Genomic DNA, 14,622 nt, shown 5'->3' with positions numbered 1-14,622 from the left:
GCGCTAGCGCCGTGCCGGTCGCCGACTTCGTCGGCAAGCCGGCCTTCCACGCTCCGCCGCTAAGCATATCCATCACCCTCGCCCCTGCAGCCCGGCAATCTCGCCGCCGATGGCGCGGATAAGCCCGTCGAACCACGGCTTGCCTTGGGGGAACCATCTCCTCGCCGCCTGTGCGTACCATGCGATGTGCAGGAAATGATACACCTGCACGATACCGCCGGGCACGTACCGCGCCGGATCGATGCCGAGCGAGATCAGCAGCGTCGCGGTATCCAACGCCGACGGACCGAGAATCGGCCGCTGCCAGTCCAGCACCCGGTAACCGTCCGGCGTCACCAGCACATTCTCGGCTTTCAGATCCGCATGGACGAGGCTTGCCGGTCCCTCGAACGCTTCCCTCACCGACGGGCCTGCGCTCCACCTGGCGAGGTCGTCCGCGAGCGCGAGATCCGTCCGGCGGAAGCCGCCTTCGCCGATCAAGGCGCGCAGATCCTCCCAGACCAGGTCCATGTACGCGGCCCAGCGCGCTTCCGTGGACAGATCCGCCATGACCGGCGGCGAACCGCCGATCTCCGCGATTCGCAGCGGAAGCTCGGCGGCAATCGCCGCCAGCGCCGGTGTCTCCAAGCGAAGATCGCTCAAGCGCGGCGCATCGACCTCTTCCATGATCAGCGCGGGCGGATGATTCGGCGCCTCCGCTATACGGGCGGATACGAGCAGCTCCGACTTTGCCCGGGCGTAAAAATCGGGCTCGATCGTCGGCGGAGCTTGCGCTTTGTAGACGCAGCGGCCGCCCCCGGCGGTTCGGACGCGCTGGACGCAGGATAACGGCCATTCGTGAACGACGACCCGCTCCGACACGGAGCTCCCAAGCAGTTCCCCGAGTTCGTCGTCGTCGTGCAGCCATAACGGAAATTCAGGATGCCGGTACAAAGCCGTCTCGCCCCCTCTCGCGGAATCCGGTACCGATACGCCCCATGGCGCATGTCCCGTCTTCCTCCTAATGTTCGAGCACGGGACTTCCTTCTCCTCTTAGCCCGACACCGGAATCGGCGAATAGTTGCCTGCCCGGTAGATCATCTCCGTCAGCTTGACGACCTTGAGCGCGAACGCGCCGGAGACCGCGACCTCCCGCCGTCCGAGAACGGCATCGACGAAGCTCTTGTCCTGGTTCGTCGTCTGGAGCGGCAGCTGCGGCACGACCGGCTCCTCGCGCAGCCGGCGGACCGTGATGTTTCCGTTGTCATAGAAGATGCCGCCGGTCTCGCCGCAGAACGCGTACGTCTCGTGCCAGCATGGCGCATGGCCAATGATGTTCAAGCCGGCAACCGAGTCCTCCGCGAAGCGGATCGACGTGAACGAATCGATCTCGACCGGCGTCCCCTGCTGATGCATGACGGTATGCACCTCGACCGGCGTTAATCCCGTCGTCCACAGCAGCACGTCGACGATATGGCTGCCGGAATCCATCAGCATGCCGCCGCCGGACAGCGCGGGGTTTTTCCGCCAAGAAGTCTTCCCGCCCTGCGCCCAGCCCTGATAAAGCGAAGCCGTCACGGACGTCAGCCTGCCGATCGTGCCGCTGTCGATGGCTTCCTTGATATACAGGAACTCCGGCTGGAAATGCCGCTGGTACGAGACCTGCATGATCTTCCCGGACAGCTCCGCGATGCGCAGCAGCTCCTCCGCCTCCGCCGACGAGCAGGTCATCGGCTTCTCGATCAGCACGTGCAGGCCGGCGCGCAGCACGTCCCCCGCTTGACGATAATGCAGCGTATGCGGCGAACAAATGATGGCCGCGTCCAGTCCGGCCCCGTCCAGCATCGCGATATGATCCGCGAACTGCGCTACTCCCTCGAGCGGGAAATTCGCCAGAAAACGCTGGCGGCTCTCCTCGTTCGGATCGGCGATGGCGACGATCTCCGCGTCCTCGGACAGCTCGAGCAGCTGCCTGGCGTGCAAGCTTGCGATGCCCCCGGTTCCGATGAACCCTATGCGAACCTTGCCCATATCCTATACACTCCTTCTGCGAATTATTTGATGCCGGAGAACGTGATCCCCCGGATGAACGCCTTCTGCACGACGAAGTACAAAACGATGACCGGCAGCGTGATCATCGCGCTGGTCGCCATCATCAGCTGCCATTCCGCGCCGTGCTGCGTCTTGAACGACGACAGGCCGAGCATCAACGTATACTGCGTCTCGTCCGAGAGATAGATGAGCGGCCCCTGGTAATCGGTCCAGCTCCCGATAATCTGGAACAGCGCGACCGTCAGCAGCGCGGGCTTGCAAAGCGGCAGCATGATCTGGGCGTAGATCCGCATCTCGGAAGCGCCGTCGATGCGTCCCGCGTCCTCCAGCTCCTTGGGCAGGCCCATGAAGAACTGCCGAAGCAGGAAGATATAGAACGGCGCCCCGAAGAACGCCGGCAGCCAGAGCGGCACGTTCGTCCCGACCCAACCTAAATTTTTGAACACGATGAAGATCGGGATCATCGTCACCTGGTAGGGAAGCATCATGACGATCAATGTCAAGCCGAATAACGGCTTCGAGCCTTTCCAAGGAATGCGCGCCAGGCTGTAAGCGACAAGCGGGCAGGAGAACAGAATGCCGACCGTCGCAAGCGCCGTAATCGTCATCGTGTTGCCCAAGTAGGTGAAAAACGGGAAATAGCTGATCGCATCCGGGAAGTTGCTCCACATCAAGGTGCTCGGGATCCATTTCGGCGGCCAGAGGAACAGCTCTTCGTTGGGCTTCAGCGAGGTCGACAGAATCCAGAGGAACGGCGACAGGAAGAAAATGCCGAACACGATGAGGAAGAGATGGGTGAGCGCGTTCTTGATCGTGAGAAGTCTGCGGATTTTCATCGGTCACGATTCCTTTCCCTGGTAATGAACCCAGCGTTTTTGCGAGACGAAGATCAGGATCGTCAGGACGAGCACGATGAGGAACAGAATCCACGCCATCGCGGAGGCGTATCCCATCTTCAGATACAGAAAAGCGTTCTGGTACAGGTACATGACGTAGAACATGAGAGAGCCGGCCGGCGCCCCGGTTCCGTTGGTCAGCGTATACGGCAGGACGAAGTTCTGCATCGTGCCGATGACGCCCATGATCAGGTTGAAAAAGATGACCGGCGTCATGAGCGGCAGCGTGATATGCCTCAGCTTGCGCGCCGTGCTCGCGCCGTCCACGTCGGCGGCGTCGTAATAATCCTGGGGTATGTCCTGCAAGCCGGCCAAATAAATGACGATGGCTTGGCCGACGCCCCATAAGCTCATCAGAATGAGCGACGGCTTCGCCCAATGCTCGTCGCCGAGCCACGGCGGACCGGAGATCCCGATCTTCTCGAGCCAGTAGTTGACGAGCCCGAACTGCGGGTTCAGCAGCCACATCCAGATAATCGTCGTCGCGACCGCGGGCACGAGGCTCGGGATGAAGAACAGCGTCCGGTAAATGCCTTGGCCCCGGATTTTCGTATTAAGCAGGAGCGCGAGCGCGACGCCGACGGCGATGTTTAGCGGCACGGAGATGAACGTATAGTACAACGTATTGTAAATGCTGATGCGGAACGTATTGTCGCTCATCAGTTCCTTGTAGTTGCCCATGCCGACCCATTCGCCCGCGTCCAGGATGCTGTAGCTCGTGAAGCTGTAATAGATGGACATGACGAGCGGATAGGCGCTGAAGATCAGGATGCCGAGCATCCACGGCAATGCGAACAATACGCCGTACAGCGTCAATTTCCGCTTGTAAGAAGACTTGCGCTTGGTTTTCGGAATGGCGTTCAGCGTCGTCACCAGATTTTCGTTCGCGGCCATTTGATTCGTTCCTCCCGGATTGAAAGGCGCCCCGGGCCGGTTTCCGTTAACGAGCGGTTGCGCCCGCGTCGCCCGGAAGCGCCTTTACCGTTTTATTTCGAGATCTTCGCGAGTTCGTTATCGACGTTCTTTTTCACTTCGTCGAGCAGCGCCTGCGGCTGGCCTTTGCCGTTGATGGCGAGGTCCTGCACCCGGAACATCTCGTCCCACAGCTTCTGGCCGACCGGGGTGACCGGACGGAATTTCGCGTTCGGCATCAGATCGAGAAACACCTTCAGATTCGGGTTCTCGTTCATTTTCATCTCCTCGTTGACCTTCGGCATCGCAGTGATGTCATTGCCCGCGTTCGGCCGCTTCGCCCAGAGGAGCGTGCCGTCGTGGCCTGCGATGAATTTCATCAGCGTCCATGCCGCTTCCTTGTGCTTCGCGCCTTTCGGCATGACGTAGGCGAATCCGCCGGACCAGGTCGTCGCCTCGTAACCCTCCGGCGCCGGCAGCGGCGTGACGCCCCATTCGAACGTCGGCTTCGTCTTCGCCAGGTCGTTCAGGATCCAGTTGCCGTCGACGATGAAACCGACCTTGCCCGTCCAGAACGGATTGAGGCCGGTCTGGCCCATGGCGTTCGAGAAGCTCGAAAGGTTCGCGATGTCGTATTTCTTCGCGTAGCCGGCCATCCACTCCAGCGCCTTGACGTTCTGCGGATCGTTCGGCGTCAGCTGGCCGTTGTCTTCGAATTTGCCGCCCCAGTTCCAGGAATAGGAGTAGATCGAGCCTTGGTTCATCCACGGGATGAACCCGACGGTGTCGAATTTGCCGTTGCTGCCTTTCTTGAAAATCTGCTCCGCCATATGATCCAGTTCGTCGATCGACGCCGGCGGCTTGTTCGGGTCGAGGCCGGCTTCCTTCATCAGCGTTTTATTGTAATACATCGCCCGGTCGTCCGTTCCCCACGGCAAGGCGTACGTTTTGTTGTCGTAATTGGCTTCCGCCCATACCGCGGGATAGTAATCGTCCTTGCTGATATTATCCTGTTCGGTCAGCGGCGTCAGATCCTCGAGCGAGCCCTTCGCGGCCCACGAGCCGACCATGAACCGGTCGAGCTGCGCGACGTCGGGAGGGTTGCCGCCCGCGATCGAGGTAAGCAGCTTGTCCGTGCCTTCCACATAGGTCATTTTCACCTTGATGTTCGGGTACTTCTTCTCGAATTCGTCGATGACGTACTTCTGGTAGTCCTTCTTGAAATCGCCGCCCCAGTTCACCCAGAAATCGATGGTCTCCTGCTTATCCCCGCTTGCGCCGGCGTTGCCCGCTTCGCCTGCTTCTCCGCTCGCCGCGTTCCCGCCGTTTCCCGAATTCCCGCTGCTGCAGCCTGTCATGACAACGACGGACGCAAGGGCAACAGCCGAGATGCCGTTGAACAATTTCCACTTTTTCATTTGAATCCTCCCTAGTCATGATTGAATTCCATTTAATTGTAAGCGCGTTCACGAGTAAAGTAAGGAGGGTGATTTTTGTTTTTACCGTGCTCGTTTTTGTCGGTTTGGGCATCGACGATCGGCAGAAGCATCGTCACGCGCGTGCCCGCTCCCGGCTCGCTTTCGATTTCCAGTCCGTATTCGGGACCGTAGGTGACCTTCAGCAGCGAATTGATGTTCTTCATGGCGAAGTTGCTTCCCTCGCGGATCGACTCGCCGTCCTGCAGCACGTCCCGGATCTCGCGCAATTTGTCCGGATGCATGCCTACGCCGTCGTCGGTGACGACGAAGCGCAGCCCGTCCTCCGTCCGCGTCCACGATACGTTCACCGTTCCGGGTCCGCGCTTCTTCTCGATCCCGTGGAAGATCGCGTTCTCCACGATCGGCTGAAAGGCGAATTTCAGCACCTCGCAATCCAGCAGCCCGCTGTCGGCGGTCATGGACATGGCGATGCGTTCGCCGAACCTGACCTTCTGGATCTCGGAATAATGCTCGATCAGGGCGATGATCTCCCTGACCTTCACGAACTCCCTGCCTTCGCTCAGGCTGATCCGAAAATAGCTGGACAGCGAATCGATCATCGTGTTAATCTCGCTCACCTTGTAGATCTTCGCGATCCAATGAATCGAATCGAGCGTGTTGTAAAGGAAGTGCGCGTTGATCTGGGAGGCGAACATCTTAAGCTGCAGCTCCTTCTGCAGCAGGCGCTGCACGTAGAGCTCGTCGATCAGCTCCTTGATGCGGGCGATCATCGTATTGAAGCCGCGGGACAAGAGGCCGAATTCATCCTTGCGGGAAGCCAGGATCTGAATGTCGAAATTGCCTTCCCTCGCCGCCTGCATCCCTTTCAACAGGCGCTGGACCGGCTTGTTCACCTGCCATGCCGCGAACGAGGCATATCCGAGCGCGACGGCCATGAAGCCGGCCGCCAGGTAGAACGTGAACCAGCCGAGCATCCGCGATTCCCGCACGAGCGCCTGCGCGGGTATCAGCCCGACGAGATTCCAGCCGTTCGACAGCCGAGTATGCGTCACCATCATTCGCTCGTCGCCGATCCGCTGCGTTCGGATGGCCGAATCCGGAGCGGACAAGTGGAATGGTACCGGTTCCAGAAGCCTGCTTGCATCAGCCTGTCCGATGATCCGGTCATGCCCGTCGACGATCATGGAGGTGCCCACGTCGCCCAGATCGATCTGCGACAGGATCGTCGCCGGATCGATCTCGATCAGCATGACGCCGATGGTGCGATTCAAATTGTTCAAGTCCTTGATCGCCCTGCCGAAGCAAAACACCGGCCCCTGCCATCGCTCGTCCGCCCAAGGCTTCGGAACGAGCGACTGCCGCATTCCGAACCAGACGACCTTGCCGTCGCCCGCGACGATGTCGCGGTACCACGCCGCCGATCGGATCGCGTCCGTCGTGCGGGGAATCGTCATGTAGCCCGTCGAATACTTGAACGAATTCGCTTCTTCGCCGAAGATGTACAGATTGATCAGATCGTTCTTGGAGTTCAGCATGTTGGCGATAAATTCGCCGATGTCCTTGTTGGTCGACTCCCGGTCGTAATTGTCCGTGAAGTCGTCCATGATGCCTTGCTGCAGCTTCTTGCTGCCGAGCAGATAGAAGGATCTCGTGCCGTACTCCTCCATGATGAGATCGAGTCTTTCGCCGGATTGCTGGATCGACTGCTGGGTGATGGAGCCGACTTTCTCTTGAATGATGCGGGTCGATTTGTCGTAGAAATAATAGCCCATGATCGCGATGCTGACGGATATGCCCACGAAGCAAAGCAGGAACAAGCGGTGCGCGACGGAGGTCCATTGGTATTTCGGCAGCCGTTTCATGTCGGGATCCCCTTCTCAAACGCCGTATTCCCGATATTGCACCGGGGTCATGCCTTCGAATTCCTTGAATAATTTCGTAAAGTGGCGGATATCGCTATAGCCGACCTGGCCGGCGATTTCGTAGATTTTGAGCGGGGTTTCCTTGAGCAGCCGCTTCGCGGCGTCGATGCGCGAGCGAAGCACGTATTTGCTGAACGTGACGCCCATCTCCTCGTGAAACACTTTGCTGAAGTACGAATGGTTCAAATACAGATGCGCCGCGACGTCGTTCATCGTCACCTGGTCGCCGCTGCTCTCCATGTACCGCAATGCGCGCTCGACGATCCATTTGCGGCTGCGGGCCGGGCGCTCGCACCGCCCCGTATTGGATATCGCGTCAAGCAGCACGTCAGTCAGCGCATCCAACGTGCAGTCGGGCAGCTCCGTCGGGAAGGCCGGCTCGGCTTCCGGGGCTTGCGCGCGGCCTTGGGCGCGATTGCGATGGACGTTCTGAAAGAGCAGCCTCAGCCCCCTGCGGATCGCGAGCGGCCGGCAAAGGTCCCGATGCAGCCGCAGATGCTCGCCCAACTCACGCGCTAGCTGCTCGAGCAGCCGCGGATCGCCGATGTTCAGCGCGGACGCGAACCTTCCGTCCCAACCGATCGGACCTTGATACGGCACGTCCGCCATGGGGACGCGGATCGTCCGCTCGGCGCCGAACAGCTTCCCGCCGCCTTCGTAGAACCAATGCGCGGCGGTTTGCAGCGCCTCCTCGAACAGATCGGACAGCATGCCGTGGTGCGACTCCGCGGAAAAGCCGATGCCGATGCGCACCCCGAGCATTTCTCCGGCTTGTTCGATCAGCCGGGGCAGCTCGCCGGCGACCGCCGGGGTTTGTCCGCCGATCGATTCCAGCTCGGAGTGAAGCATGACCAAGTCCGCTTCGCCGACGCTCCTCGGGTGATGAACCGGGAACGCCGCGACCGGGCCGAACCGCCCGCCGGTTTCTTCGAGCATGTTGCCGAGCGCGTACAGCAGGAGCGCCCGATCCCGGGCCGCTTCCGCTTTGCTGCCCCAGTCCACGACCTTCACCGCGAACACGCGAATCCGGCTCGGATCGAGGTCGACCTGCAGCGCGTTCATCTGCCCGGCCACCCAGCCGGGCGAATGCGGCTCCCGGGTCAGCAGCATCTCGAACAGGCGCTGCCGCGCGAGTACAAGCGTTTCCCGCGCCGACCAGGCCAGCTGCTGCAGCTCGGTTTCGGTTTGCCGCTTCCGCCTCAGCTCTTGCACGCAGCGCCGAATGACGCCGAGCATGTTCTGCTCGTTGATCGGCTTGAGCACGTAATCGAACGCGCCGTTCTTCAGCGCGGTTCTCGCGTATTCGAAATCGCTGTAGCCGCTCATGATGATCACTTGCGACGCCATCTTCGATTCCCGCATGCTCTTGAGGAACGTGATGCCGTCCATCCCGGGCATGACGATGTCGGTAATGACGATATCCGGCGAACTGCGCTCCATGATGCGCATCGCTTCTTCCCCGTCCGCCGCCTCTCCCGTCAAGCGGATGCCCTCCGTCGTCCAATCGATCGTTTCGCAAAGTCCTCTTCGAATCCAACGCTCGTCCTCCACAACCAATAAGGAAAACAAATCATTCACCCTTTCGTTGTATACGTTTTCAAGTCGGGCTCTGCCTGTCTGCTTCGGTTTTCATATCACCGCCTTATTCCCGATTGTTAGTTTCACGCCAAGATGTATCCAATAATTTAGCATAACCGGACTGACATCCGCATCCTAAATTTGTCATATTCAGAGCTGCAAAATTGCGACAGGCTCCATCAACATACAAAATAATTGTCGCATCTTCCTATATTTTACTTATTCGACAACATGCGACCGACGCGGCGCATCGCGGGTTTGCAGGGGAACGCAAAAAGCAGCGAATCGGCTTTTACGCCGATTTCGCTGCGAAGATGTCATGCTATGGCGAACGGAATGCCCGCGTATCTGCCGAGCGGGACGCTGCCGAGTCCGGCGCCCCGGTCACCGGCCGGCATTCACACTTGGGCCGAACCCCCGTCTACCTGAATGTCGGCGCCGTTGATGAAGCTTGCGGCATCCGAAGCCAGGAAGGCGACCACGGCGGCAATCTCGTTCGGTTGACCATTCCGGCCGAGCGGAATCTGGCTGCTAAGGTAATCGAAGAATCCGGCGACGTCCGCTCCCGGGCCGGCCAGTCCGGCGAGCCCCGGCGTCTCGGTCGAGCCCGGGCTGATCGCGTTCACGCGAATTTTGCGGTCCTTCAGGTCCAGCACCCAGCTTCGGGCCAAGTTGCGAATCGCGGCTTTCGTTGCCGAATAGATGCTCAGCCCGGCCGTGCCCGAGATTCCCGATATCGAGCTCGTGAGAATGATGCTCGCTCCCTCGCCCATCAGCGGCAGCGCCTTTTGAACCGTGAACACCATGCCCTTGACATTGATATCGAAATGACGGTCGAAATGATCCTCCGTGATCGCTTCGATCGGCGCGCCTTCCGCGATGGCGGCGTTCGCGAAGAGAATATCGAGCTTCCCTTTCGTTTCTTTCACGACGGCATACAATCGATCGAGGTCGGCCAAGCTAGTAACGTCTCCCTGCACAGCCGTAACGTTGGCCCCGATCTCCGCCACCGCGGCATCGAGCTCCTCCTGCCGACGGCCCGTAATAAACACGTAGGCTCCCTCGGCGACGAATTTCTTGGCGGTCTCCAAACCGATTCCCGTGCTTCCGCCGGTAATCGCGGCGATCTTGCCTTGCAATGCGCTTGTCATGAACTGCACCTCTTTCGATGGGATGGGATATGAATGATTGCTTGTAATGTGTATATGCACATTAGGGGGAATGAAGCATTGCGAGCCTTCCGCAGTCCTTCTCTGCATGGCTCGTCAAGGTCGCTTCAATGAAGCCCGATCAATCGCCGAGATGCCGCAAGCCTTCCCGCGCGATCGTGATCATGTCGCTTCGAAGCGCGCGCGCGCGCTCGGAGCCGATCTCGGATTCGTATTCCGACTGCGCGTTCCCCCACATGGGCAAAGTCTCTTCGATCTTGAGCGCTCCGCTCCGCGACAGGGAAAGCAGATGCTTGCGCGGCTCTTCGGGATGACGGGCGCTGAGCACGAACCCCTGCTGTTGCAGCGGCTTCAACGCGCGCAGCAGCGTGGTCCGATCCATCAACAACAGCTCCGCCAGCTCGTGCATCGTAATTTCGCGGTTCCGTTCAATAAAGCTCAAAATGGCCAGTTGGGTAGCGGTAATTCCCGACGGCGCGAGATGGCGTTCGTACAGCTTCGACAGATAACGGTTCATCTGCCGGGCGACGACGCAGTGACAGGCCAGAGGTCCAAGATCATTCATGTAGACAGTATACATGTGTATATGCACTTAATCAAGTTTATCATTCCTCTACGAAGAGTCATGAGCGCATCGCAAAATATAACCTATAAAATTAATCTTTACAGGTTATAATAACAAGGATATACTACGGTTATAACCTTCTAAGTTAGTCATTAGCGGTTAAAAACGAACCCGATAGAGAAAGGAATTGATTCTCATGAACATTCAAAAGCTTCCTTGGGCCGGCATTCGCGTCGAATTGGAAGGTGCCGCCGTCGTCATTGACCCGCTTCATCATTTTCCCGCCATGCTCGGCGAGCCTCACGAGGCGTTCTCTCCTCTGGCGACGTACGGAACCGCCAACGCCGTCCTGATCACGCATCAGCACCCGGATCATTTCGACCCCGAAGCGATCATCGCGGCTTACGGCTCGGATATTCCGGTATTCGTCCCCCACGAAATCGTCCAGCTCGCGGCGTCCAAAGGATTAACGAACGTAACCGGCGCGGCCGTCGGCGACAGCTTCGAAGCCGGTCCGTTTACGTTAATCGCGGTGAACGCGGTAGACGGTTCGGGCGACCCGCAGCGCTCATGGATCGTCCGGGCCGGCGGCAAGCAGATGATTCATGCCGGGGATACGTTGTGGCACGGATACTGGTGGAAGCTGGCTGCAGCCTATGGCGATTTCGATGCCGCCTGCCTGCCCGTGAACGGAGCCGTGACGCGCTTTCCGCACGTGAAGACGACCAGCGATCAGCCGATCTGCCTTACGCCGGAACAAGCGGTCACGGCTGCCGAGATCCTCGGTGCCAAGAGGCTGATTCCCATCCATTACAAGGCCGCGCATCACCCGCCCGTCTATACCCAGACGCCGGACCTGATCAATCGGTTGACCGAGCGTGCGCAGGACCGCGTTCCCGTAAGCTTGTTGCAAACGAACGAGATTTATACCGTCTGATCCCCGTCGCGCGGCGAACCTAAAGGGAAGCTTCGGCTGCGGGGGTTGACATGCTTCGTTTCCGCAAGCCGATGAATAACTTTAAAAGAAGTCCATCAAATAGGTCGTCCGCTGCGGAATCGCGCTTCCGAGGCGGGCGATCTGTTCGTCTGCGCCCCGGAGACGGCCGATGCGGGACATGAAGCCCGCCTTCTGATAGCCGAGGAGCAGGGCCGCAAGCGTTTGGATCGAACAGCTCGCCAGCGCTTCTTCCGCAGGCGCATCCGCGTCGGACAGCTTCGTGACGCTCGCGTTCACCCCGCCATCCGTAAAGGCCAGCCGGTAAACGCCTTCATTCCACTCGGCATGCCGATCGGAGATGCGGAGATACAGCGGTTCGGCGTCTCCGCGCGCTTCGAATGCATATTGAGCCAGAAACGCTTCGGCATCGACGATTCTCGCCGAGAAATACGTGGTCCGCTCTTGCTTGAACCTGGGATCATGCAACAGGAACGGAAGCTGGTCGTCCGCCGGCGCATTCAGCTCCACCTTGGTCATCATCGAGTCATGGTCCGCGATGAATTTCCACAAGCCTCTTCTTGCTTCCTCGTCCAGGAATACGAAATCATGAATGGTCGCCGTGCGGTCCTTCACTTGATAGAACACGTAACCCCGCTGTTCGCCCTGCGGATTCAGATAGACGGCGACCGTGCCTTTCTTGGCTTTCAAATAGCGGTCGTTCCACCACTGCTCGTCCCGCTCCAGCATGCCGTTGAACTGCGTCGCGTAAGCCTCGTAGACGGCGTTCAGCAGCTCCCCGTTCTTGTCCGCGCGCACGACCTTGCTGCCTTCGGCCGCTTCGAACTTCGGCAGCTTGTCCGCGGGAATCTCGTACCTCAAATAATCGACGTACGTTTCCCAGCCGTATTTGCGGTAAAACTCGAATTTGAACGGCGCCAGGAAAGAAAGCGTTTGCCCGCGATCCCGCATCGTCTTCAGCGTTTGCCCCAGTAGCTGCGCCACCATGCCGCCCCGCCGGTACTCCGGCCAGGTCGCCACGCCCGCTATCCCGCCCATCGCGAAGCGGCGGCCGTTCACCCACGTATGGAACGGTATGACCTGGAGCTTGGCCGCCAATGCCCCATCCTTGAAATATCCCCAAAATTGCGTCGGATCCATCTTACCGATCTGCTCGGCTTGTTGTTCTGCGGTCAGCTCGTATTGAAACGCAAACTGCGAGAGCGCGATGCTCTCCTGGAGCTCCTGCGGCTGCAAAGTACGAATCTCGTTCATGCGATCACCTCGTTCGAATTAATGAATAGTTGCCAACACGTTAGACGACCGGAATTGAGAAAAGTTTCTTTCGGTTCCATCTCCCGGAAGCTTGACATCGTAATGCAAGCCCGCGGCGACGCGAAGCGGCATATCGCGAACCGGCCGATCTAGCAAAAAACGCCCTCGACGCACGGGCGCTCGCAATGCCTCCCTTTATCCGATGCGAATAGGCATATGCGATAGTTCTAAGCGAATATCCCGCCCGACTTAGCCCTGCGCAAGCAGCTTGATCGCTTTTGCGATCGCGTCCCTCAGCGCGTCCGGGTCCTTCGCGGCATGCGGGTCGAGCGACGGGCCGAATGGATTCGCCGCCGTCCAAGCCGTCGCGAGCGTCATGATCGCGGTCAACAGGAACCACGGGCCGAAGGTCGTTCCCACTTGCCCGGCGCTCTGCGCGCTCGTCAACGCCTCCAACTTCTCGTCGTGAACGAGGCCGCGTTCCGCCGGACTGTCGGTCTTCTGCTCCAGGCTGAACCAAGCCATCAACCGCATCAATTCGGGATGCGCCATCGTGAAATCGAATACGCGCGCCGCGTAACCGGGCAGATCCTCCGGCGTGAAGGCGAGCTCCTCGTAGACGCGCGTCAGGTTTTTCTGAAGGATCGTGGCGAAGAGCGTTTCCTTGTTTTCGAAGTATATATAGATCAGATTCTTGTTGCATCCGGCTGCCTTGGCAATGCGGTCCACTCGGGCGCCCGCAATGCCGAACGCGGAGAACTCCGCCATGGCCGCCTCCAGGATGCGCTCTCGGGTTGCGTCGGCGTTCCCCATTCTCTACCATCCCCCCGGGGTAAAATAGTCGTGCGCACATTATACCATTTGACGAAACGGATATGAAAGCTTAAAATATAACTAAACAGTTAGTTATAATTTCTATGCGAAACTGAATTCATTCGAAAGAAGGATGCCCAATCATGACGACGCGCACTTGGTTTATCACAGGAGTAAGCAGCGGCTTCGGCCGCCATATGACCGAACAGCTTCTCGCCCGCGGCGAACGGGTCGCAGGCACCGTACGCAAGATGGAACTCATGGATGAACTCAAGGCGGAATACGGCGACCACCTCTGGCTCGCACATCTGGACGTAACCGACTCGCCGGCGATCCGCCTTGTCGTGAACAGGGCGTTCGCGGACCTCGGGAGGATCGACGTCGTGGTCAACAACGCGGGATACGGCCTCTTCGGAGCGGCCGAGGAATTGACCGACGAGCAAATTCGCCATCAATTGGATACCAATCTGCTCGGCTCGATTCAAGTGGTTCGCGCCGTGCTCCCGCATCTGCGCGCGCAAGGAGGCGGCCGCATCATGCAGGTGTCCACCTACGGCGGTCAAGCCACGAATCCCGGCGCATCGCTGTACCATGCGGGCAAATGGGGAATCGAGGGCTTCATCGAAGCGACGATGAAGGACGTCGCGCCGTTCAATATCGGCGTCACGATCGTCGAGCCCGGCGGCGCGCGGACGGCGTTCCGGTACGGCAGCGCCCGTCTCGGCGCCCGAATCGACGCCTACGAGACCAGTCCCGCCAGCATGACGCGGCGCTTTATCGAAGAAGCCGCGCAGCTCTCGATCGGCGATCCCGCCAAGATGGCCGGGATCATGATCGACAGCGCGGATCAGCATCCGGCCCCGCTGCGGCTCGCGCTCGGCAGCGATTCCTACAACGCGATTCACAAAGCGCTTTCCGAACGGCTCGCGGCCCTGGAAGCGCAGCGCGAGCTTGCCTTCTCGACGGACTTCCCGCCGAACGAATGAAGTCGGGCAGGATGCGATTATCGGGAGAGGCACATGAAAAAGCGCCGAGGACCTTGGGGTCCCGGCGCTTTTTTATGCGGTCGCGGACGAACTTGTTGAATC

The 14,622-nt window shown here is 59.3% G+C and carries 13 protein-coding genes; 2 read left to right on the top strand and 11 right to left on the bottom strand.

From position 1 onward, the window contains the following. Positions 1–72: 72 nt before the first annotated feature. The 9 genes from AC50YL_RS18340 to AC50YL_RS18300 all read right to left on the bottom strand — a co-directional run bounded on the left by AC50YL_RS18340 (position 73) and on the right by AC50YL_RS18300 (position 10,527). Positions 73–933: a phosphotransferase gene (locus AC50YL_RS18340; protein ID WP_494833708.1), complete on the bottom strand. Its 861-nt coding sequence runs from the start codon at positions 931–933 to the stop codon at positions 73–75. A 99-nt stretch (positions 934–1,032) separates the two neighbouring features. Further along, positions 1,033–2,010 (bottom strand): Gfo/Idh/MocA family protein, encoded by a 978-nt coding sequence (locus tag AC50YL_RS18335; RefSeq protein WP_494833707.1) that lies wholly within the window; start codon positions 2,008–2,010, stop codon positions 1,033–1,035. 23 nt (positions 2,011–2,033) lie between these two features. After that, entirely contained in the window at positions 2,034–2,867 is an 834-nt protein-coding gene (locus AC50YL_RS18330) for a carbohydrate ABC transporter permease (protein ID WP_494833706.1), read from the bottom strand. 3 nt (positions 2,868–2,870) lie between these two features. Further along, positions 2,871–3,821 carry a carbohydrate ABC transporter permease gene (locus AC50YL_RS18325; protein WP_494833705.1) on the bottom strand — a complete coding sequence of 317 codons (951 nt, stop codon included), beginning with the start codon at positions 3,819–3,821 and terminating at the stop codon, positions 2,871–2,873. 92 nt (positions 3,822–3,913) lie between these two features. Further along, a complete protein-coding gene (locus AC50YL_RS18320; protein WP_494833703.1) occupies positions 3,914–5,257 on the bottom strand; it encodes an ABC transporter substrate-binding protein in 1,344 nt (447 codons plus the stop codon). Between the two features lie 32 nt (positions 5,258–5,289). Beyond that, positions 5,290–7,140, bottom strand: coding sequence for a cache domain-containing sensor histidine kinase (locus AC50YL_RS18315; RefSeq protein WP_494833702.1), 1,851 nt, complete (start codon positions 7,138–7,140; stop codon positions 5,290–5,292). Positions 7,141–7,155: 15 nt separating this feature from the next. Next, the gene (locus AC50YL_RS18310) at positions 7,156–8,769 is read right to left on the bottom strand and encodes a response regulator (protein WP_494833701.1); all 1,614 of its coding nucleotides are present in this window, start codon (positions 8,767–8,769) and stop codon (positions 7,156–7,158) included. A gap of 407 nt (positions 8,770–9,176) precedes the next feature. Then, positions 9,177–9,929, bottom strand: coding sequence for an SDR family NAD(P)-dependent oxidoreductase (locus tag AC50YL_RS18305; protein ID WP_494833699.1), 753 nt, complete (start codon positions 9,927–9,929; stop codon positions 9,177–9,179). A gap of 139 nt (positions 9,930–10,068) precedes the next feature. Continuing rightward, on the bottom strand, positions 10,069–10,527 hold the full coding sequence (locus AC50YL_RS18300; RefSeq protein WP_494833698.1) for a MarR family winged helix-turn-helix transcriptional regulator: 459 nt from the start codon (positions 10,525–10,527) through the stop codon (positions 10,069–10,071). Positions 10,528–10,708: 181 nt separating this feature from the next. Between AC50YL_RS18300 and AC50YL_RS18295 the strand changes: the two genes are divergently transcribed. Continuing rightward, entirely contained in the window at positions 10,709–11,449 is a 741-nt protein-coding gene (locus AC50YL_RS18295; protein WP_494833697.1) for an MBL fold metallo-hydrolase, read from the top strand. An 81-nt stretch (positions 11,450–11,530) separates the two neighbouring features. Here AC50YL_RS18295 and AC50YL_RS18290 read toward each other — a convergent pair whose 3' ends face one another. After that, a complete protein-coding gene (locus tag AC50YL_RS18290) occupies positions 11,531–12,721 on the bottom strand; it encodes a GNAT family N-acetyltransferase (protein WP_494833695.1) in 1,191 nt (396 codons plus the stop codon). Positions 12,722–12,970: 249 nt separating this feature from the next. Next, the gene (locus tag AC50YL_RS18285) at positions 12,971–13,534 is read right to left on the bottom strand and encodes a TetR/AcrR family transcriptional regulator (RefSeq protein WP_494833694.1); all 564 of its coding nucleotides are present in this window, start codon (positions 13,532–13,534) and stop codon (positions 12,971–12,973) included. Between the two features lie 143 nt (positions 13,535–13,677). Here AC50YL_RS18285 and AC50YL_RS18280 point away from each other — a divergent pair, with 143 nt between their 5' ends. Continuing rightward, positions 13,678–14,520, top strand: a complete 843-nt coding sequence (locus AC50YL_RS18280) for an SDR family oxidoreductase (protein WP_494833693.1) — start codon at positions 13,678–13,680, stop codon at positions 14,518–14,520. Positions 14,521–14,622 lie beyond the last annotated feature (102 nt).

The organism is Paenibacillus sp. J22P277, assembly GCF_059383675.1.
This window is presented reverse-complemented; position numbering and strand designations above follow the sequence as displayed.

What these genes read in the sequence shown, in the direction of transcription:
- AC50YL_RS18290 (WP_494833695.1), bottom strand. Translation starts at nt 12,721, where the DNA reads ATGAACGAGATTCGTACTTTGCAGCCGCAGGAGCTCCAGGAGAGCATC.
- AC50YL_RS18325 (WP_494833705.1), bottom strand. Translation starts at nt 3,821, where the DNA reads ATGGCCGCGAACGAAAATCTGGTGACGACGCTGAACGCCATTCCGAAA.
- AC50YL_RS18295 (WP_494833697.1), top strand. Translation starts at nt 10,709, where the DNA reads ATGAACATTCAAAAGCTTCCTTGGGCCGGCATTCGCGTCGAATTGGAA.
- AC50YL_RS18330 (WP_494833706.1), bottom strand. Translation starts at nt 2,867, where the DNA reads ATGAAAATCCGCAGACTTCTCACGATCAAGAACGCGCTCACCCATCTC.
- AC50YL_RS18320 (WP_494833703.1), bottom strand. Translation starts at nt 5,257, where the DNA reads ATGAAAAAGTGGAAATTGTTCAACGGCATCTCGGCTGTTGCCCTTGCG.
- AC50YL_RS18305 (WP_494833699.1), bottom strand. Translation starts at nt 9,929, where the DNA reads ATGACAAGCGCATTGCAAGGCAAGATCGCCGCGATTACCGGCGGAAGC.
- AC50YL_RS18285 (WP_494833694.1), bottom strand. Translation starts at nt 13,534, where the DNA reads ATGGGGAACGCCGACGCAACCCGAGAGCGCATCCTGGAGGCGGCCATG.
- AC50YL_RS18335 (WP_494833707.1), bottom strand. Translation starts at nt 2,010, where the DNA reads ATGGGCAAGGTTCGCATAGGGTTCATCGGAACCGGGGGCATCGCAAGC.
- AC50YL_RS18315 (WP_494833702.1), bottom strand. Translation starts at nt 7,140, where the DNA reads ATGAAACGGCTGCCGAAATACCAATGGACCTCCGTCGCGCACCGCTTG.
- AC50YL_RS18300 (WP_494833698.1), bottom strand. Translation starts at nt 10,527, where the DNA reads ATGTATACTGTCTACATGAATGATCTTGGACCTCTGGCCTGTCACTGC.
- AC50YL_RS18280 (WP_494833693.1), top strand. Translation starts at nt 13,678, where the DNA reads ATGACGACGCGCACTTGGTTTATCACAGGAGTAAGCAGCGGCTTCGGC.